The organism is Pedobacter folensis, from assembly GCF_056490665.1.
This window is the reverse complement of the sequence record NZ_JBWJIF010000005.1, coordinates 49,439-68,080: the sequence shown is the minus strand read 5'-3', so window position 1 is coordinate 68,080 and position 18,642 is coordinate 49,439. Positions and strand designations below refer to the sequence as shown.

At 38.1% G+C, this 18,642-nt stretch carries 17 protein-coding genes; 16 read left to right on the top strand and 1 reads right to left on the bottom strand.

Features of this window, described 5'->3' with window-relative positions; translation table 11 throughout:
* Positions 1-65: 65 nt before the first annotated feature.
* From AC04QZ_RS22875 to AC04QZ_RS22830, 10 genes are all read left to right on the top strand, one after another.
* Positions 66-830, top strand: coding sequence for an alpha/beta fold hydrolase (locus tag AC04QZ_RS22875; protein WP_086547445.1), 765 nt, complete (start codon positions 66-68; stop codon positions 828-830).
* A complete protein-coding gene (locus tag AC04QZ_RS22870; RefSeq protein WP_478359601.1) occupies positions 831-1,493 on the top strand; it encodes a CBS domain-containing protein in 663 nt (220 codons plus the stop codon).
* Positions 1,494-1,502: 9 nt separating this feature from the next.
* The gene (locus AC04QZ_RS22865; protein ID WP_086547443.1) at positions 1,503-2,384 is read left to right on the top strand and encodes an NAD kinase; all 882 of its coding nucleotides are present in this window, start codon (positions 1,503-1,505) and stop codon (positions 2,382-2,384) included.
* Between the two features lie 2 nt (positions 2,385-2,386).
* Positions 2,387-3,184: a type IX secretion system protein PorG gene (porG, locus tag AC04QZ_RS22860; RefSeq protein WP_478359600.1), complete on the top strand. Its 798-nt coding sequence runs from the start codon at positions 2,387-2,389 to the stop codon at positions 3,182-3,184.
* A gap of 19 nt (positions 3,185-3,203) precedes the next feature.
* Complete coding sequence (locus AC04QZ_RS22855; RefSeq protein WP_478359599.1) at positions 3,204-3,944, top strand: isoprenyl transferase; 741 nt, start codon at positions 3,204-3,206, stop codon at positions 3,942-3,944.
* Positions 3,945-4,092: 148 nt separating this feature from the next.
* Entirely contained in the window at positions 4,093-6,636 is a 2,544-nt protein-coding gene (gene bamA / locus AC04QZ_RS22850; protein WP_086547440.1) for an outer membrane protein assembly factor BamA, read from the top strand.
* Positions 6,637-6,738: 102 nt separating this feature from the next.
* A complete protein-coding gene (locus tag AC04QZ_RS22845) occupies positions 6,739-7,269 on the top strand; it encodes an OmpH/Skp family outer membrane protein (protein WP_086547439.1) in 531 nt (176 codons plus the stop codon).
* 63 nt (positions 7,270-7,332) lie between these two features.
* Positions 7,333-7,911, top strand: a complete 579-nt coding sequence (locus AC04QZ_RS22840) for an OmpH/Skp family outer membrane protein (protein WP_478359598.1) — start codon at positions 7,333-7,335, stop codon at positions 7,909-7,911.
* 318 nt (positions 7,912-8,229) lie between these two features.
* Positions 8,230-9,048, top strand: coding sequence for a glutamate racemase (gene murI, locus AC04QZ_RS22835; protein WP_478359597.1), 819 nt, complete (start codon positions 8,230-8,232; stop codon positions 9,046-9,048).
* A 262-nt stretch (positions 9,049-9,310) separates the two neighbouring features.
* Positions 9,311-11,212: an amidophosphoribosyltransferase gene (locus AC04QZ_RS22830; RefSeq protein WP_086547436.1), complete on the top strand. Its 1,902-nt coding sequence runs from the start codon at positions 9,311-9,313 to the stop codon at positions 11,210-11,212.
* Positions 11,213-11,802: 590 nt separating this feature from the next.
* Here AC04QZ_RS22830 and AC04QZ_RS22825 read toward each other — a convergent pair.
* Positions 11,803-12,429: a LysE family translocator gene (locus AC04QZ_RS22825; RefSeq protein WP_086547435.1), complete on the bottom strand. Its 627-nt coding sequence runs from the start codon at positions 12,427-12,429 to the stop codon at positions 11,803-11,805.
* A 150-nt stretch (positions 12,430-12,579) separates the two neighbouring features.
* Between AC04QZ_RS22825 and AC04QZ_RS22820 the strand changes: the two genes are divergently transcribed.
* The 6 genes from AC04QZ_RS22820 to AC04QZ_RS22795 all read left to right on the top strand — a co-directional run bounded on the left by AC04QZ_RS22820 (position 12,580) and on the right by AC04QZ_RS22795 (position 18,611).
* Positions 12,580-14,187, top strand: coding sequence for an MFS transporter (locus tag AC04QZ_RS22820; protein WP_086547434.1), 1,608 nt, complete (start codon positions 12,580-12,582; stop codon positions 14,185-14,187).
* Between the two features lie 64 nt (positions 14,188-14,251).
* On the top strand, positions 14,252-14,710 hold the full coding sequence (locus tag AC04QZ_RS22815; protein WP_086547433.1) for a deoxycytidylate deaminase: 459 nt from the start codon (positions 14,252-14,254) through the stop codon (positions 14,708-14,710).
* 136 nt (positions 14,711-14,846) lie between these two features.
* A complete protein-coding gene (locus tag AC04QZ_RS22810) occupies positions 14,847-15,083 on the top strand; it encodes a type II toxin-antitoxin system Phd/YefM family antitoxin (protein ID WP_478359596.1) in 237 nt (78 codons plus the stop codon).
* Complete coding sequence (locus tag AC04QZ_RS22805; RefSeq protein WP_478359595.1) at positions 15,080-15,478, top strand: type II toxin-antitoxin system VapC family toxin; 399 nt, start codon at positions 15,080-15,082, stop codon at positions 15,476-15,478. Before AC04QZ_RS22810 ends, AC04QZ_RS22805 begins: the two co-directional genes overlap by 4 nt.
* Positions 15,479-15,759: 281 nt before the next feature.
* On the top strand, positions 15,760-17,289 hold the full coding sequence (gene guaA / locus AC04QZ_RS22800; protein WP_478359594.1) for a glutamine-hydrolyzing GMP synthase: 1,530 nt from the start codon (positions 15,760-15,762) through the stop codon (positions 17,287-17,289).
* 110 nt (positions 17,290-17,399) lie between these two features.
* Positions 17,400-18,611, top strand: a complete 1,212-nt coding sequence (locus AC04QZ_RS22795; RefSeq protein ID WP_478359593.1) for an ABC transporter substrate-binding protein — start codon at positions 17,400-17,402, stop codon at positions 18,609-18,611.
* Positions 18,612-18,642: the final 31 nt, after the last annotated feature.

The window sequence follows — 18,642 nt, the reverse complement described above, 5'->3', positions numbered from 1 at the left end:
CATATAAATGCATAAATTTAATTTTACTCTATTAACTTAGTAGCACAATACCACCTAGAATATATATGACTTACCCGATAATAGAAGAAGACGGATTTAAATACATCGAAGCTGGAACAGGCGAGACACTGGTATTGCTACATGGCCTAATGGGCGAACTAAGCAATTGGGAACTGGTTATCGAACAGTTTAAAGATCGCTATCGTGTAATTATTCCAATTTTACCCATTTACGATTTGCCTATTTTAACATTGGGCGTAAAAGCATTGTCGAGATATCTTCATCGCTTTTTAAAATATAAAAATTTAAACCAGGTAGTGCTTGTAGGCAACTCGCTTGGTGGCCACGTAGGTTTAGTATTTACAGTTGCCCATCAGGAGTTTGTTAAAGCCCTGGTACTTACCGGTAGCTCTGGTTTATATGAAAATGCTTTTGGAGGATCTTTCCCACGCAGAGAGAGTTACGATTACATTAAAGAAAAAGTAGAATTTACTTTTTACGATCCGGCAACGGCAACCAAAGAACTCGTTGATGATGTTTTTAAAACCGTGAACGACAGATCCAGGGTGATCAGGATTTTAACCATGGCAAAATCGGCCATCCGCCACAATATGGCTAAAGAATTATCGAAAATTACCATACCGGTTTCCTTAATATGGGGTAAAAACGATAAGGTTACACCACCAGAAGTGGCAGAGGAATTTCATGAGTTATTGCCGAATTCGGAATTAAACTGGGTTGATAAATGTGGGCATGCGCCGATGATGGAGCACCCGCAAATATTTAATGCATTTTTAGAGAAATTTTTAGATAGAATATTGTTAAAATAAATGTTTGCAGCAGAAATCATATCAGATGCAATCCCATCGTTAAGGACCGCTGACACGGTGCAAAAAGCTTTAGATCGTATGAACGATTTTAAACTAAAGCATTTGCCGGTTGTTAACGAGGTCACCTTATTGGGTTTGGTTTCTGAAGATGATTTGCTAAATATTGATAATCACGAGACCCTTTTAAGCGATAGCGCTGTAAACATGCTTAATGTTTTCGTGTTGAGCAATGTACATACTTATGATGTAATCAGGTTATTGAGTCAGCTAAAACTGACAGCTGTTCCTGTTTTAGATCAACAGAAAAATTATGTGGGTTTAATTTCGATCAATAACATGGTTAATGCTGTGGCCGAACAGTATGCCGTAAATGAACCTGGCGGAATCATCGTGTTAGAGATTAGTAACCGCGATAATTCGCTCGCACATATTGCACAAATTGTTGAAGCCGATAATGCACAGGTGCTCTCTTCTTATGTGAATTCTTTCGAAGATTCTACACGTTTAGAAGTAACGCTCAAAGTAAACAAAACAGAAATTACTTCATTGGTAGCCTCTTTCGAAAGATATGATTATCTGGTTAAAGAGGTATACAATAACACCCAGATTGATGATGGATCGCAGGAGCGTTACGATTCTTTCATGAACTATTTAAATGTATAAACCTGCTTTATGAGGATTGCAATTTACGGCAGAGATTTTAATGATACGGTCTTGCCCTATGTACAAGAGGTTTTTAATCATTTAGCCGAACATCATATTCAGCCGGTTTTATATTCTAAATTTAAAACATCGCTTCATGGTAAAATTAAATTACCGGCAAATACCGTTATTTTTCATAATCATACCGAATTAAAGGAGCTTGCCGATGTATTGCTGAGTTTAGGCGGAGATGGTACCTTACTCGATACCTTATCGTTAATCCGCAATTCGGGCATACCGGTAATCGGGATCAATTTTGGTCGCCTGGGTTTCCTGGCCAGTATCAATAAAAACGAAATCGCATCGGCACTTAAAGCCCTGATCAATAAAGAATATACCCTAGATTCGCGTTCACTTTTAACCTTGGAATCTGATAATGGTTTATTTGGCGAAGAAAATTTTGCACTCAACGATATTACCATTCACCGTCGCGATAATTCGGCAATGATGATTATCCATGCATCCATGAACGATGAGTTTATCAATTCTTATTGGGCTGATGGATTAATTATTGCTACCCCAACGGGCTCTACAGCATACTCATTAAGCTGCGGCGGCCCGATTATTTACCCCGATTCTGAAAACTTTGTAATTACCCCTATTGCACCGCATAACCTAAACGTGCGACCGGTGATTTTGCCCGATGACAATAAGCTCTCTTTTGAGGTAGAAGCCAGGGAATCTAAATTTTTGGTTTCGTGCGATAGCCGAACCGTAACTGTAGAACGATCAGTAAAAATTAGCATAAAAAAGGCAGATTTTTGCGTAAATCTTATCCGCCTTAACAATGAAACTTACTTAAACACGTTAAGGAATAAATTATTATGGGGCATTGATACCCGTAACTACTAAGTATGACGCCAGCCAAACCTCTGTTAATTCTCCTCTTATTTATCTTTAGCGGGCAAATTGTTCGTGCGCAGGAAGGTACATGGGAAGTTGGGCTAATGGGTGGTGGAGCAGGTTATATGGGTGACCTCAATCAGAACAATCCTTTACAAATCAGCGGTTTTTCGGGCGGTGCTTATGTAAAGCGGAACTTTAACCAATATGTAGGCGTTCGCTTAAATTATACCTACGGACAGATCAAGGCAGATGATGCCAACTCTAGTAATGAACAGTTTCGCGAAAGAAACCTGCGTTTTAAAACATCGTTGAACGAATTTAGCGGCCTGGTCGATTTTAATTTTTTCAATTTTAATCTTGGTGGAGGAAACAGGCAGTTTACCCCATATCTTTTTGTTGGGGCTGGTTTGGTTATTTTTAAACCTACCGTAAAAGTTGATGGTGATAAATACCGGTTAGACCGATTAGCCACCGAAGGGCAGGAAAATGGATATAAAAATGCGGTTTTAACTATTCCATATGGCTTGGGGCTCAGGTATAATTATAAAGATACCTGGAGTGTTTTTACCGAATTGGGCTACAGAACACCCTCTACAGATTATATTGATGATGTGAGCGGCCGCTATCCGGTTAACCAGGTGATTGTTGGAAATGGCCAGAATCAGGTTAATTTATCTGATCCTTCGCGCAACCAAATCGGACAGCCAGGTATCCAAAGAGGCGATTTTCGAAAAAGGGACACTTATCTATTTGTTAGTGTTGGCATATCTTTTACCTTTGTATCCTCAAAATGCTATTCCTTTTAAGCTGATTTTGACATAATTAATGGGATTTAAAGAACAAATAGACTATAGCCGCCTGCCAAAGCACATTGCCGTAATCATGGATGGTAATGGAAGATGGGCAAAAGGCCAGGGTAAAGTGCGGGTTTTCGGACATGAACAAGGTGTACTTTCTGTAAAAGACATTGTAGAAGGTTGTGTTGAGGTGGGTATTGAGTACCTCACTTTATATGCTTTTTCTACTGAAAACTGGAACAGACCCAAAGAAGAAGTAGATGCTTTGATGCAGATTCTGATTTCGACCATCAACAAAGAAACCGAAACACTTAATAAAAACAATATTAAGCTAAATGCCATTGGCAATATTTCATCTTTACCCCAGGAGTGTATTGATGATTTAAAAGAAGCCATGGAGAAAACGGCCCATAACGAAAAATGTACCTTAACACTGGCCTTAAGTTATAGCGCCAAGTGGGAGATTTTAGAGGCCGCCAAAAAAATTGCATCAGCTGTAAAAGACAATACCATTTCGTTGGATGATATTAACGAAGACCTGTTTTCATCAAAACTAACAACCGTAAATATACCCGATCCTGAACTCATGATCAGGACCAGTGGCGAACACCGGATCAGCAATTATCTGCTTTGGCAAATGGCTTATACCGAGTTTTATTTTACGGATGTTTTATGGCCGGATTTCAGACGTGAAGATCTTTTCGAGGCTATTGTAGACTATCAAAAACGCGAACGCCGTTTTGGCAAAATTAGCGAGCAATTAAACTAATTTTTCTTTTAACACTTTTTAACAAGCGTTTAAACTAACTTAGCACCACTTTTATACGATAAATGAAACCATAATAGGGAACAACATAAAGACATTTTGCTTTATAAAATATCGTTACCTTTTGGCCATTACTGAACAAATAATTTTAATGAAAAGAATATTTCAAGTTTTAATCCTACTAGTTTTAGCCGCTCCGGCCTTCGCTCAAGTACGTCCACAAGGTCAGGCACCGGTAACCCCCTCTTTAAAGGTTGGTGGCTTAGATCTCGATTATTTTAGTCCAAAAGAATATATCATTGGTGGTACCACGGTAACCGGAACCCAATATTTAGATAAAGAAGTATTAATTACCTTATCTAAATTAACCAAAGGCGATAAAATCGTTCTTCCCGGCGAGGCAACTTCTGATGCCATTAAAACGTTGTGGGCACAGGGCTTGTTTGATGATGTTAAACTTAACATCGAAAAATTTGTTCAGGATTCTGTTTATTTTGAAATTGAAGTAGTTGAACGCCCGCGTTTAAGCTCTATCGATTTAAAAGGTATCCGTAAATCTGAAAAAACGGCCATTCAGGAAAAGCTAAATGATAAAACAGGTAAAATCGTAAACGATAACCTTTACAACACGACCTCAGCCATTGTTAAAAAATACTTATTGGATAAGGGCTTTTTCTTTACCCAGATCGATTACAAAACACGTAAAGATCCGAATGCAGAAAACAGTGTGGTATTAGAAGCCAATATTGATAAAGGTCACCGTGTTAAAGTACAGCATATCGATTTTACCGGAAACAAAGATTTTAAATCGGCAAAACTTAGAAAATACCTTAAAAACCCTAAACAATTTGCCTGGTGGCGCTTTTGGGGCTCTGGAAAATTCGCAAAAGAGAAATACGAAGAGAACAAGGTAAAAATGATTGCCAAAATGCACGAGAAAGGTTATCGTGATGCAGAATTATTAAAGGATACCATTTACCAGTACAACAAGAAAAAGGTGAACATCAGAATGGACCTTTACGAAGGTAAAAAGTATTATTTTGGTAATATTACCTGGGCAGGTAATGCCATTTATCCGGATAGTATTTTGCAAAAAGTATTAACCATCGAAAAAGGTGATGTTTTTAGCGAAGAAAAATTAAATAAAAAATTAAACGGTGGTGGCGAAAACGGTGGCGACATTAACAGTATGTATACCGATAATGGCTATTTAACTTTTAATATCGATCCGGTACAGACCAAAATTTACGGCGATACGGTTGATGTGGAATTACGCATGTACGAAGGTCCGCAATATACCAACAACCGCATTACTTTAAAAGGTAACACCATCACAAACGATAAGGTTGTTTTACGTGAGATCCGTACTAAACCAGGACAGAAATTTAACAAAAGTGATTTAATCCGTACCATTCGCGAAATTGGTCAGTTAGGTAACTTCGACGAGTCTAAAACGGTTCCTACACCTCGCCCTAACCCGGCAGATGGTACAGTAGATATTGAATATGCTGTAGAAGAGAAACCTTCAGATCAGATTGAGTTATCAGGTGGTTTTGGTGGTGGCCGTATCATTGGTACATTAGGTTTAACCTTTAATAACTTCTCGTTACGTAACTTATTTAATTTAAAAGCTTACAAACCTTTACCAAAAGGTGATGGACAAAAACTAAGCTTACGTGGGCAAACAAATGGTAAATTCTATCAATCATATAGTTTCTCATTCTCGCAACCTTGGTTTGGTGGCGAGAAACCAGTAAGTTTTGGTGTAAGTGCGTTTACTTCATTACAATCTAATGGATTAAGTAGTGGAGATGTTCAGTTTCAAAAAATACGTTTAAATGGTGTAACTGTTAGTTTGGGTAGAAGATTAAACTGGCCAGATAACTATTTCCAGTTAAGCCATGCTGTTAACCTGCAACAATATATCTTAAATAACTATTCAGGATATTTATTTAGCACGGGTACTTCTTATAACTTAAACTTATCACAAGAGATTAGCCGCGATTCAAGAGATTCGCCAATCTTCCCTAAATCAGGGTCGTTCTTACGTTTCACTATCCAGGCAACGCCACCATATTCACTATTTAACAAGGTGAATTATGCAACTGCATCTGATAAAGAAAAATACCGTTTTACAGAATATCATAAATGGAAATTCGATTCACAATGGTATCAGCGTGTGGTAGGTAACCTGGTAATTAAAGCACAAGCACAGTTTGGTTTCTTGGGTCAATACAATAAAGCAGTTGGCCAATCAGCATTCGAGCGTTTCAAACTAGGTGGTGATGGTATGCAGGGATTCGATTTCTTACAGGGATCTGAGTTAATTGCCATGCGTGGTTATTCTAATAATACAGTAATTCCGGTAGGTTCTGATCCAAATGTGGCGCAACAATCTGGTAGCCCGATTTACACTAAATATGTATTAGAGGCACGTTACCCGGTTATTGCAAGTCAGCAAGCTACAGCCTTCGTTCTGGCCTTTGCCGAGGGTGGTAACACCTGGAACAGGTTTAGTGATTTTAACCCTTTCAATATTAGAAGATCAGTTGGTGTGGGTGCCAGAATATTCTTACCTATATTTGGTTTGTTAGGTATTGATTACGGATACGGATTTGATGCTATACCTGGATTACCAGATGCGAACAAAGGTCAGTTCCATTTTAGTATCGCACAACAATTAGGTGGATTTTAATTGATAAAGAACAAAAATTTAACTAATTATGCAATAAATCATTGCAATAGGAGTTTAAAGAAAGCTTAGGTTATTAACTGTATCATTAACACACACACACAAATGAAAAAGTATCTTTTTATCGCATTCCTGCTTTGCACTTCTTTTGGTGCCTTTGCACAGAAGTTTGCTTATGTAGACACGGAGTATATTTTGAAGCATTTACCAGAATATAAATCGGCATTAAGTCAGTTAGATGTTGCCTCTAAACAATGGCAGCAACAAGTGGATCAGAATTTTTCTGAAATCGACAGAATGTATAAGGCCTATCAGGCCGATCAGGTTTTGTTAACCGATGATATGCGCAAGCGCCGTGAAAATGAAATTATCGAAAAAGAAAAACAGGCTAAAGAATTTCAACGATCTAAGTTTGGACCCGATGGTGATCTTTTTCAAAGCAGGGCAAAATTGATTAAACCTATTCAGGATAAAGTTGCCGAGGCGATTAAACAGATTGCAAAATCTAAATACTTAGACTTCATTTTCGACAAGAGCAGTGAGGCAACAATGATGATTTATGCAAGCAGCAGTTACGATGTGAGTAATGACGTAATTGTAAAATTAGGTTATAAACCAGGGACTGTAAATAATTAGTATATTCGCCCCTGATTTTTGAAGAAAAACAATTAGAAAAAAATAAAAAAGTAAAATAAAACGATGAGAAAGTTAATTAACGTATTCTTTGTAGCAGCAGGGTTATTGTTTACAGCGAATATGGCAAGTGCACAACAAAAATTGGGTCACATTAATTCTGAGGAGGTATTTGCAAATTTACCAGAGGCTAAAACAGCTCAAACCACTTTAGAAACCTTAGGTAAACAAAAGCAAGGCGATATTGATGCAATGATCAAAGAATATCAGGCTAAATTAAAAGCTGCGCAAGACAAAGAAAAAACTTTGAGCGAAGCCAACAAAGAAGCTGTAGGCAAAGAATTACAGCAGGCACAAATTGAATTAGGTGATTTAGGTAAGAGAATTGAAGATGCGCGTACTAAAGCTTCACAAGATATAGGTACTAAACAAGGTGAGTTATTTCAACCTATACAGGCAAAAGTAGCAACTGCAATTTCTGCTGTAGCTAAAGAAAAAGGTTTAGCTTACGTTTTCGATATCGCAAACGGACAAGGTGGTAACAATTTAGTATTCTGGGAAGGTGGTGACGATATCACTGCTGCAGTTAAATCTAAATTAGGTATTTCAGCAACTGCTGCAAAACCAGCTGCTCCTAAGAAATAGTCTTTTATCAGTCCCCAGTCTTGAGTCCTAAGTCTCAAGTCAGGAAATATGATATTGCGGAATTAAGTTTAACTTAGTTCCGCTTTTTTGTTGGAAGATAAATCGTCTTCTCGACCGGAACGCAGTGAAGTGGAGAGATCTACCTCGGGATAGATTTTGCTTTGCAGGGCCTTCGGGTTCTCGACTTCGTTGTACTCCGCTCGAAATGACGGCAAATTAGAAATTGAAATACAGATACTTTATTGAGTAAAACATTTCAACCTTCCAACTAAGTTTTCTAATATTTCCAACTAACTTTACAACTTTTCAACAGCACCCATGCAAAACTCTTCGCCCATAGGTATTTTCGATTCAGGTTACGGTGGATTAACGGTGTTCCGTTCTATTGCCGATAAATTGCCCGATTACAACTATATCTATTTAGGCGATAATGCCCGTTCGCCCTATGGCGACCATTCTTTTGATACCATTTATAAATATACTTTAGAGTGCGTAGAATGGCTTTTTGCAAAAGGGTGCCATTTGGTCATCCTGGCCTGCAATACTGCTTCGGCAAAAGCGCTTAGAACGATTCAGCAAATCGATCTTCCGGCTAAATACCCAGATAGGAGGGTGCTGGGCGTTATCAGGCCCACCGCAGAAGTGATTGACGCGTATACCAGCACGAAACAGGTTGGTGTAATGGGAACCAGGGGAACAGTTAATTCTCAATCCTATCTTTTAGAGATCAATAAGTTTTTTCCCGGGATCAAAGTTTATCAGCAAAGTTGCCCGATGTGGGTGCCGCTGATCGAAAACAATGAACACCTGCAACCAGGAGCAGATTTTTTTATCAATGAATATTGTGATCAGTTATTGAGCCAGTCAAAAGACATCGATTGTGTATTATTGGCCTGTACCCATTATCCTTTGTTGATGCCCAGGCTGATAAAAGTATTTCCTGATCACATCAACGTTTTAACGCAGGGCGAGATCGTTGCCAATAGTTTGATCGATTATTTAGAAAGGCATCCAGAGATCGAACAAAAACTAGCCAAACAGGGCGAAAGGCATTTCTATACCAGTGGCGATCCTTTGGCTTTTGATGAACATGCCTCGATATTCTTTGGAGCGCCGTTGAAATCGAGTAAAATGTGAAGTTGGTTAATTGGTTAACCGTTTAAATCGGTTAATGGTTAACTGCCAATTGTAAACTGCTAACTGGAAATTGTGAATTTTACACTAACTATGCAAATTATTTAGAAAGGTTCTAATTAATAATACATGATTTTAAGTAGGTAAGGCAGATTAGAATACATTTAGCGTATCTGTCAGATTAAACTCATCATAATAAAAGAAAACATTTTTCTTTAGGTTGTAACGAGTTAAAAGGATAACTTTGCGGCTTCAAACCCACACAATGAGTGATCAGATAAAACACGAATGCGGAATCGCTTTTATTCGCCTGTTAAAACCACTTTCTTACTACCAGCAAAAGTACGGTACAGCACTTTACGGCCTTAACAAATTATACCTTTTAATGGAAAAACAGCATAACCGGGGCCAGGATGGCGCAGGTATTGCTACCATTAAGCTGGATATGAAACCGGGCAGTAGGTACATTAGCCGATACCGGAGCATGGCATCTAATGCGGTAGCTGATATCTTCGAATATGTGCAGAACAAATTTGTTGATATCCAAGAAAACACTCCTGAATTAATGCAGGATACAGAATGGCTCAAAAACAACGTAAGCTTTATTGGCGAGGTGTTAATGGGCCATTTGCGTTATGGTACGCATGGTAAAAACAGTATCGAAAATTGCCACCCTTTTTTAAGGCAAAACAACTGGATGACACGTAACCTGGTGATTGCGGGTAACTTTAACATGACGAATGTTGATGAGTTATTGGAGCAATTGTACGAGTTAGGTCAGCATCCAAAAGAAAAAGCAGATACCGTAACGGTATTGGAAAAAATCGGTCACTTTTTAGATGATGAAAATCAGGAGCTTTTCGATCAGTATAAAAAGGAAGGGCATGATAACGTTGCAATTACGCACAAAATATCAGATAACTTAGATATCGCGAACATTCTTCGCCGCTCGGCCAAAACCTGGGATGGAGGTTATTCTATCTGTGGTATGGTGGGTAATGGCGATTCGTTTATTATGCGCGATCCGGCAGGTATCCGTCCGGCGTATTACTATTATGATGATGAAATTGTTGTAGCGGCTTCTGAAAGACCAGCTTTACAAACTGCATTTAATATCCAGTTTAAAGATGTTAAAGAGATAGATCCAGGTCATGCTTTAATTATCAAGAAAAACGGAGAGGTGAGCATGGAGCAATTCCGTGAGCCTACCGAAAGATTATCTTGCTCGTTCGAACGTATTTATTTCTCAAAAGGAAGTGATGTAGAAATTTACCGCGAGCGTAAACAGTTAGGCCGTTTATTGAGTGATAAAATTCTTCAGGCGGTTAATTACGATTTAAAAAATACGGTATTCTCGTTTATTCCAAATACGGCAGAGGTTGCTTTCTTTGGAATGGTTGATGGTGTTCAGCAATATGTACGCAGGCACCAGAAAGATATACTTTTACATAAAAAAGAAACACTAACCGATCAGCAGCTCGAAGACCTGTTGTCTTTAGCACCGCGTGTGGAGAAGCTTGCGGTTAAGGATGTAAAACTGAGAACATTTATTACTCAGGATGCAGACCGTAGCGAAATGGTGGCGCACGTTTATGATACTACCTATGGTATTATCAATAATCACCAGGATACTTTAGTTGCACTCGATGATTCTATTGTACGCGGTACTACGTTGAAGCAAAGTATCATTAAAATTGTCGACCGTTTACACCCTAAGAAAATTATTATTGTCTCTTCTGCACCTCAGATTCGTTACCCTGATTGTTATGGTATCGATATGAGCAGGATGGGGCAGTTTGTTGCTTTCGATGCGGCTATTCAGTTGTTAACGGAGCGTGGCATGTGGCAGGTAATTGAAGATGTTTATACCAAATGTAAAGCTTCGTTACTTTTACCTAAAGAGGAAATTGTAAACCACGTTAAGGATATTTACAAACCATTTACGCCTGAAGAAATTTCGGCTAAAATTGCACAGATTATTACTCCAAAAGGTACGGTTGCTGAGGTTGAAGTCATTTACCAAAGTTTAGAGAACTTGCACGAAGCTTGTCCGAAAAACAAGGGAGACTGGTATTTCTCAGGCAATTATCCTACCCCGGGTGGAAATAAAGTGGTAAATAAAGCTTTTGTTAACTGGAAAGAAGGAAATAACCAAAGGGCTTATTAGGCTCCTAAATCCCCTAAAGGGGAATGAATAGAAAATAGCCCATATTTATATGGGCTATTTTTTTGTGCTTATTTTTTGCCCCGGACAACACTATAGAAGTGCCCTTCGACTCCCCATTGACCGATTCCAAAAGGAAGATCGTCATTGCGAGGAGGAACGACAGCCTGTCCCGACCTTTCGGGGAAGCAATCTTTCATGCTGGTGATCCTTGCCATAAAGATTGCTTTATCGGCTAAAAAAGCCTTCTCGCAATGACGATACTTATAAGAGATTGATGGAGTTGTTACTGTTTTTTCCCACCTAAACCTGACATTCGCGGAAAGCCCGGAGCCCGATCCTTTACCAAAGAATCGGCACTAAATTAGAATCGGGTGAGGACTTGAAGCATTGGCAGGACTAACAATAATAGTGTTACTGCACCTGCTTTTCAAAAAAAAAGTGTTTTGGTCTTTGCTCCGGGTGGCAATCGTGAGGATTTGTTTTACCACTAAGACACAAAGGCACAAATTGATTAAGGCGTAAAACATCCGTTTTTTAATTTTTGACCACCTAAGCCACCTGAGTGCAACTAAGCAGGAGGAAGAGGGGTGTTAGGCGTAGAACTTCAGGTAAGTTTTAACGATGAGCCAAATGGCAAAGAAGATGATGACTACACCTGCGATTTTATTTAGCTTTTTAAGTGCATCTTCCTTTATTTTATAACGGAGTTTACTCGAATAGAAACTTTTTGCACCATCAATACTCAATTGGGTAGCCATGGCGATAAAAAAGCAGACTAACTTTTCGTTCAGCATATTGTTCAGCTTAACCGAGATTATTCCGCTTACAATAATCCAGAACATTAAGGTAGATGGTGTAAGGATGCACATTAAAAATCCTTTTATGACGTAACCCCGCTTGCTTACTTTTTGTAAAGTCGAGCTATTGTAATGCACGGTTATTTTAGAAACCAGGTAATATATACCTACGGCTAACAAAAACAGGCCCCCAATAGTGCCTACATATTTATCAAATTCTGCTTTATAATCGAAAAACTGGCTGCCAAAAAGAACCAGGCCAATTAAGACCACATCACTAATGATTACGCCAACAGCTAAAGAAAACCCAGCTTTGAAGCCCCTCTCTATGCTGGTTTTGATCATTGCAAAAAATACCGGCCCTGTTAAAAACGACGAAATAATCCCTGCTCCTATACCTAGTAATATGGCTTCAAACATGCATTGTATTGTTTATAATATGCGAATATGCAATTTTATACCTAAACATATAACATTTATTTTTGTTGCACAGGTTGCATAAAATTTACGGGTTTTCATTTTTTTTATTTATGTTTAGAGCCACTAAAACAATTTACCAAATAACAAACGATGACAAAAGACACAACTAAAAATTATGGTACAGCGCTATATACAATTATAACTGTATTCTTTTTTTGGGGATTCGTTGCCGCTTCAAATGGCATCTTTATTCCTTTTTGTAAAACTCATTTTAAATTAACTCAATTCGAATCTCAATTAATAGACTTTACCTTTTATGGCGGGTATTTTATAGGATCATTAATCTTATATTTTGCTTCACAGGCCTCAAAAGTTGATATTTTAAACAAAATAGGATATAAAAAAGGAATTATTGCCGGCTTAATTATTTCTGCAGGTGGTGCCCTTCTTATGATTCCTGCAGTACATTCTGGTTCGTTTTTGTTTATCCTATTTGCATTTTTTGTTATTGCTTTAGGCTTTTCATTACAACAAACAGCTGCAAACCCATTTGTAGTGGCTTTAGGAGAGCCGGAAAGTGGTGCGCATCGCTTAAACCTGGCTGGCGGTATTAATAATTTTGGAGGTTTGATGGGCCCGGTTATCGTAAGTGTTGTTTTGTTTGGAACTGCGAACGATGCTGTTGCCAAGGTGGTGGAAATTTCTTCTATCAATAATTTGTACTATATTTTAGCTGGACTATTTTTAGGCGTTGCAATATTCTTTGGTGTATCCAAGCTTCCTGATGTGACAAGTACAGAAAAAATTGAAGCAAGTAGCAAACCTACAGGACCATTGGTTGTAATGATTTTAGGTTTCTTAATGGTTGCAGCTGCTAGTCCTTTAGCAAACTTGACAGGAATTAGCGCATCTATCTTTGTTTACTCTTCATTTGTAATCATTCTAGGTGCATTATTATTCGGTTACTTCGTAAAAAAGGAAAATGCTGCTAGTTGGGGCGCAATGCAATACCCTCAATTGGTTTTGGGTATGTTAGCTATTTTTATGTATGTAGGTACAGAAGTAACTATTCAAAGTAATTTGGGCGCTTTACTTAAATTGCCAGATTTTGGAGGTTTAGCCGATGCGGATATCAAACCTTACATCTCTTTATACTGGGGTAGTATGATGATTGGTAGATGGGCAGGTGCGGTTAGTGCTTTCAATCTAACTAAAATGACCAAAAATGTTTTAACTGTTATTGTGCCTTTTGTGGCTTTCGGTATTATTTTAGGTGTTAACCACGCAACCGGTACAGATGTGGGTAATTTATATGTTTATGCACTGTGTATTGCTGTAATGATTTTAGCAGTTTTTATTGGTCAGGAAAAGCCCGCCAAAACATTGGCTATTTTTGGAACCTTAGGTGCGATAGCTATGATTATTGGTTTACTAACCACTGGTCATGTTGCCATCTTTGCTTTCGTTAGTGGTGGTTTATGTTGTTCTATCATGTGGCCATCAATATTCTCATTAGCCATTACCGGATTAGGGAAATATACTTCTCAGGGGTCTTCATTCTTAATTATGATGATCTTAGGAGGGTCGATCATTCCTCCAATTCAGGGAGAATTAGCTGATAGTGCTGGTATTCACAATTCTTATATCATTCCTGTTTTAGGGTTTGCTTATTTAATTTTCTTTGCATGGAAAGTGAGTGGCGAACTTAAGAAACAAGGTATCGATGTTGAAAATATTACTGCCGAAGGCGGACATTAATTTTTAATAAAGTATTTTTGCAGCTACAGGGATTAATCTCTCTGTGGCTTTTTTGATTTTGATAATGACAGACAAACCAAGTTTCGATTCGATATTTATGAACCTTGCCACCGATTTGGCAGCCCGTTCGCACTGCGTGCGTGCCCATGTAGGTGCAGTACTCACAAAAGATACCCGTATTATTTCTATTGGTTATAATGGTCCGCCAGCCGGTACGCATAACTGTGATGAGGAATGGCCAGAACATGGCTGTGCACGTGATAGTAAGGGGAGTTGCTCTTTAGCCTTGCATGCTGAGGAAAATGCGATCCTGTATGCTTCTAAAAATGGATCGAAGATAGAAGGCTGTACCTTATACACCACCTTATCGCCTTGTATTGCCTGTGCGCGTTTGATTCTGTCGTCGGGAATTAAATTGGTGTATTATTCTAAATCGTATGCAGCTTATAAAGGTTTGCCTAGCGATGAGGGTGTAGATTTTTTACGAAAGTTTGGTGTTGAGGTCGTTTTGATTGAATCATAGAGGTTCATTGGTTCATTCGTCATTAGTAGCTGCAAATCGCATATCAGCAAACGAAGTTTAAATCTAAAAACATAAGTCAATTTCAACTTGACAACTTGACAAGTTTTGTCTATATTTGATTATAAAACTTTTAGTTATGAAAACAATGTCAGTTGGAGAATTTAAAGCTCACTTTTCTGAGGTGCTTGAAGATGTTAAAGCGGGTATTGGTATTGCCGTAACTTATGGTAGAAAAAAAGAGGTTATTGGCTACTTTCTTCCCGAATCGGGTAAAAGTAAAACTAAAAGGAAATTGGGCCCCCTGGAAGGTAAGGCTCAGGTGATTTTTAATGACGATTTTGCAATGACAGATGAAGAGCTGCTAGGGCTATGATTTACTTGTTAGATACACATGTGTTTTTGTGGACAATAATTGATCCGAAAAGGCTTTCAGATAAGGCAACTTCTGTAATTGAAAATAACGAAAATGAAATTTTTATTAGCGGCATTAGTCTGTGGGAAATATCGCTTAAATATGCACTGGGTAAACTCAATCTCATTGGTTTAGAACCTAATGAATTGATGAGGCAGGCAAAAGATGTGGGTTTTGACTTAATGCCCGTTTCGCCCGAATTAGCAGCAAGTCATTATAAGCTAAATGCTACCTGGCATAAAGATCCTTTTGACAGGATGTTGATATGGCAAGCTATTCAAAAAGATATAACCTTAATCAGCAAAGACGAAAACATTAATAAATACCAATCGGCAGGTTTAAAGGTGGTTTGGTAATTATAGTTCATTTGTGATGAGTTCATAGGTAACGACCAATTACATAGAAATGAATTATTTAATCGGTTAATTGACTTCGGACTCCGGACTACCGACTCCGGACTGTAATACGGTTAATTGTTTAAATCGGTTAATTGATGCCCGCGTCTAAGCTCAATTTCAGTTAGTTTATTTTTCAGTGTCTAATCACGCCAAACGCCACGCACCAAGCGCTTAGCTTTTTCCTTCAAAAATCTCAAATCTCCGGCTTTAAATCTCATATCTAATTGGTACCTTTGCGGATGCAAGAAAAAATCATTATCGTCGATTTTGGTTCGCAATTTACACAACTCATCGCTCGTAGGGTTCGCGAACTAAATATTTACTGTGAAATATATCCATATAACAATCTTCCTGAGGTTACGCCTGATGTAAAAGGTGTTATTTTTTCGGGTAGTCCTTACTCTGTCCGTCAGGAAGATGCACCTCAAATCGATTTATCGAAATACCATTTAAAATATCCATTATTGGCTGTTTGTTATGGTGCACAATATATTGCCCAACATTCAGGTGGTGCCGTTCAACCATCTTCAACCCGCGAATATGGCCGCGCTAATTTGAATTTTGTAAACCAGGAAAATAAATTATTTAAAGGAATCAACATCGATTCGCAAGTTTGGATGAGTCATGGCGATACCATTACTGATATTCCTGAAAACTTTGAATTGATTGCCAGTACCGATAGTGTAAAAGTGGCCGCTTATCACATTAAAGATTCAGATACTTACGCCATCCAGTTTCACCCTGAGGTAACACACAGTATTGATGGAAAAATCCTTTTAGAAAACTTCCTGGTTGATATTTGCGGATGCAGCCAGGACTGGACTTCTGCTGCATTCGTTGAAACCACCATTGCTGATATTAAAGCTACTGTAGGTGATGATAAAGTTGTTCTGGCCCTTTCAGGAGGTGTTGACAGTAGTGTTGCTGCAGTGCTTTTGCATAAAGCCATTGGCACAAACCTTCACTGTATTTTTGTTGATAATGGTTTATTGCGTAAAAACGAATATGAAAGTGTTTTAGAGCAATACAAAGATTTCGGACTAAACATTAAAGGTGTTGATGCAAAGGATAAATTCTTAGGTCAGTTAGCTGGTGTAGAAGATCCGGAAACCAAACGTAAAATTATTGGCCGCGTGTTTATCGAAGTTTTCGATGAAGAATCTCATCTTATTCAAGATGTAAAGTGGCTGGCCCAAGGTACAATTTACCCGGATATTATCGAATCCGTTTCGGTTAAAGGCCCATCGGCAACCATTAAATCGCATCACAATGTGGGTGGTTTGCCAGATTTTATGAAACTTAAAGTAGTAGAGCCACTTAAAACTTTGTTTAAAGATGAAGTAAGAAGAGTAGGTACCACTTTAGGATTAGAATCGTTTATTTTAGGTCGTCACCCATTCCCTGGGCCAGGTTTAGGTATCCGCATTATCGGAGAGGTTACCCCTGAAAAAGTTGCTATCTTACAGGATGCCGATAAAATTTATATCGATAACCTTAAGGAAGCAGGCCTTTACGATAAAGTATGGCAGGCAGGTGCGATCTTTTTACCAGTAAGATCTGTTGGGGTAATGGGCGATGAACGTACTTACGAAAATGTAATTGCCTTAAGAGCGGTTGAATCGCTTGATGGGATGACTGCTGATTGGTGTCATTTACCTTATCCGGTATTGGCTAAAATTTCTAACGAAATCATCAATAAAGTTAAAGGAATCAATAGAGTGGTATATGATATCAGTTCTAAACCACCTGCAACTATTGAGTGGGAATAAGTTTAGTTCGGAGTCCTGAGTCTTTAGTCAGGAGTCGATATACAAATAATATGATTATGCTAGCAAGGTGGAATAAACTTTGCTAGCATATTTTGTTAAAAATGATAGGTATGAATTTCAGGAAGGTTTATTGGTTGCCAGTTTTGTTTACATTGATTTTGGGTGCTTGTTCGCCTAAAATTAGAACACCTAAACCCGAAACGAGTAAACCGGTTGAAAAAGAGAAACCGGCAGAGAAAAAGCCGATCAAAAAGTTTTCGCAGGCCAGTGTATCATTGCTTGTTCCCTTTAAATTGGATGAGCTGAATTTAAAAACAGCTACAAAAGCCGATATCGAGAAATATGCCATGCCTATCGATTTTTATCAGGGCTTTAAACTGGGATTGGATTCTGCTGCCACTCAGGGTTTAAATTTTAAACTCAACGTTTTTGATACCCAGGATGATAATGCACACATCTCTGTCTTATATAAAAATGAACGTTTTAAACAAAGCAATTTAATTATTGGACCGGTTTTTCCAGATGGGTTAAAATTTATCTCCAATTATGCTAAAGAAAATAATGCCGTTATCGTATCGCCTTTGGCTGCTTCCGAACCGGCTGAGTTTAATAACCCAAATCTGATCTCCATTGTAAATAATATTGGTTTGCATGGAAAAAAGATTGCTACATACATCGCTAAAAACTATAATCCTGCCAATACGATAGTGGTGCTGATTAATCCTAAGAAAACAGAAGACGAACAATTTGCTGCACCGATCAGGAGCTATTTTCAAGCCAATGCCAAGTTTGTGGTACAGGAGTATGCTTCGGCCTATGCTTTTGAAACGAGAATGATCAAAGGTAAAGAATATGTGGTGGTGCTTACCTCATCCGACAGGACTTTTATATTGCCAACCGTAGAAAAATTGTATAAATTAAAACATCTTCCTGCAGGTGGTTATAGCATTAATCTATTCGGTCATCCTAACTGGGTAAAACAAAACTACCCGACGGATAAACTACAAGACCTAAATACCATTATCAGCTCTTCTTATAAAATAGATTATAAAAGCAGCGCGGTTATTGCCTTTATTAAAAAATACCGCTACAGATACGGATTTGAACCTGGTGAATATGCATTTAAGGGATTTGATGTTGGCTACTACTTTGGTAAGTTATTAAGCAATTACGGAGAGGATTATAGAGAATACCTGGTAAAAGATAAATATAAAGGCCTTCATAATAACTTTTCATTTATCCATGATGAAAAATTAGGCTATATTAACACCAGTTTAATGTTGCTGAAGTTTAAAAACTTTGCGTTAAACCTAGTTGAGTAATTCTATCATTTTTTCTTCCATTTTAATTATT

Excerpts from the sequence above, each read along its gene's own strand:
- AC04QZ_RS22875 (WP_086547445.1), top strand. The coding sequence starts at position 66 with ATGACTTACCCGATAATAGAAGAAGACGGATTTAAATACATCGAAGCT.
- AC04QZ_RS22870 (WP_478359601.1), top strand. The coding sequence starts at position 831 with ATGTTTGCAGCAGAAATCATATCAGATGCAATCCCATCGTTAAGGACC.
- AC04QZ_RS22865 (WP_086547443.1), top strand. The coding sequence starts at position 1,503 with ATGAGGATTGCAATTTACGGCAGAGATTTTAATGATACGGTCTTGCCC.
- porG (WP_478359600.1), top strand. The coding sequence starts at position 2,387 with ATGACGCCAGCCAAACCTCTGTTAATTCTCCTCTTATTTATCTTTAGC.
- AC04QZ_RS22855 (WP_478359599.1), top strand. The coding sequence starts at position 3,204 with ATGGGATTTAAAGAACAAATAGACTATAGCCGCCTGCCAAAGCACATT.
- bamA (WP_086547440.1), top strand. The coding sequence starts at position 4,093 with ATGAAAAGAATATTTCAAGTTTTAATCCTACTAGTTTTAGCCGCTCCG.
- AC04QZ_RS22845 (WP_086547439.1), top strand. The coding sequence starts at position 6,739 with ATGAAAAAGTATCTTTTTATCGCATTCCTGCTTTGCACTTCTTTTGGT.
- AC04QZ_RS22840 (WP_478359598.1), top strand. The coding sequence starts at position 7,333 with ATGAGAAAGTTAATTAACGTATTCTTTGTAGCAGCAGGGTTATTGTTT.
- murI (WP_478359597.1), top strand. The coding sequence starts at position 8,230 with ATGCAAAACTCTTCGCCCATAGGTATTTTCGATTCAGGTTACGGTGGA.
- AC04QZ_RS22830 (WP_086547436.1), top strand. The coding sequence starts at position 9,311 with ATGAGTGATCAGATAAAACACGAATGCGGAATCGCTTTTATTCGCCTG.
- AC04QZ_RS22825 (WP_086547435.1), bottom strand. The coding sequence starts at position 12,429 with ATGTTTGAAGCCATATTACTAGGTATAGGAGCAGGGATTATTTCGTCG.
- AC04QZ_RS22820 (WP_086547434.1), top strand. The coding sequence starts at position 12,580 with ATGACAAAAGACACAACTAAAAATTATGGTACAGCGCTATATACAATT.
- AC04QZ_RS22815 (WP_086547433.1), top strand. The coding sequence starts at position 14,252 with ATGACAGACAAACCAAGTTTCGATTCGATATTTATGAACCTTGCCACC.
- AC04QZ_RS22810 (WP_478359596.1), top strand. The coding sequence starts at position 14,847 with ATGAAAACAATGTCAGTTGGAGAATTTAAAGCTCACTTTTCTGAGGTG.
- AC04QZ_RS22805 (WP_478359595.1), top strand. The coding sequence starts at position 15,080 with ATGATTTACTTGTTAGATACACATGTGTTTTTGTGGACAATAATTGAT.
- guaA (WP_478359594.1), top strand. The coding sequence starts at position 15,760 with ATGCAAGAAAAAATCATTATCGTCGATTTTGGTTCGCAATTTACACAA.
- AC04QZ_RS22795 (WP_478359593.1), top strand. The coding sequence starts at position 17,400 with ATGAATTTCAGGAAGGTTTATTGGTTGCCAGTTTTGTTTACATTGATT.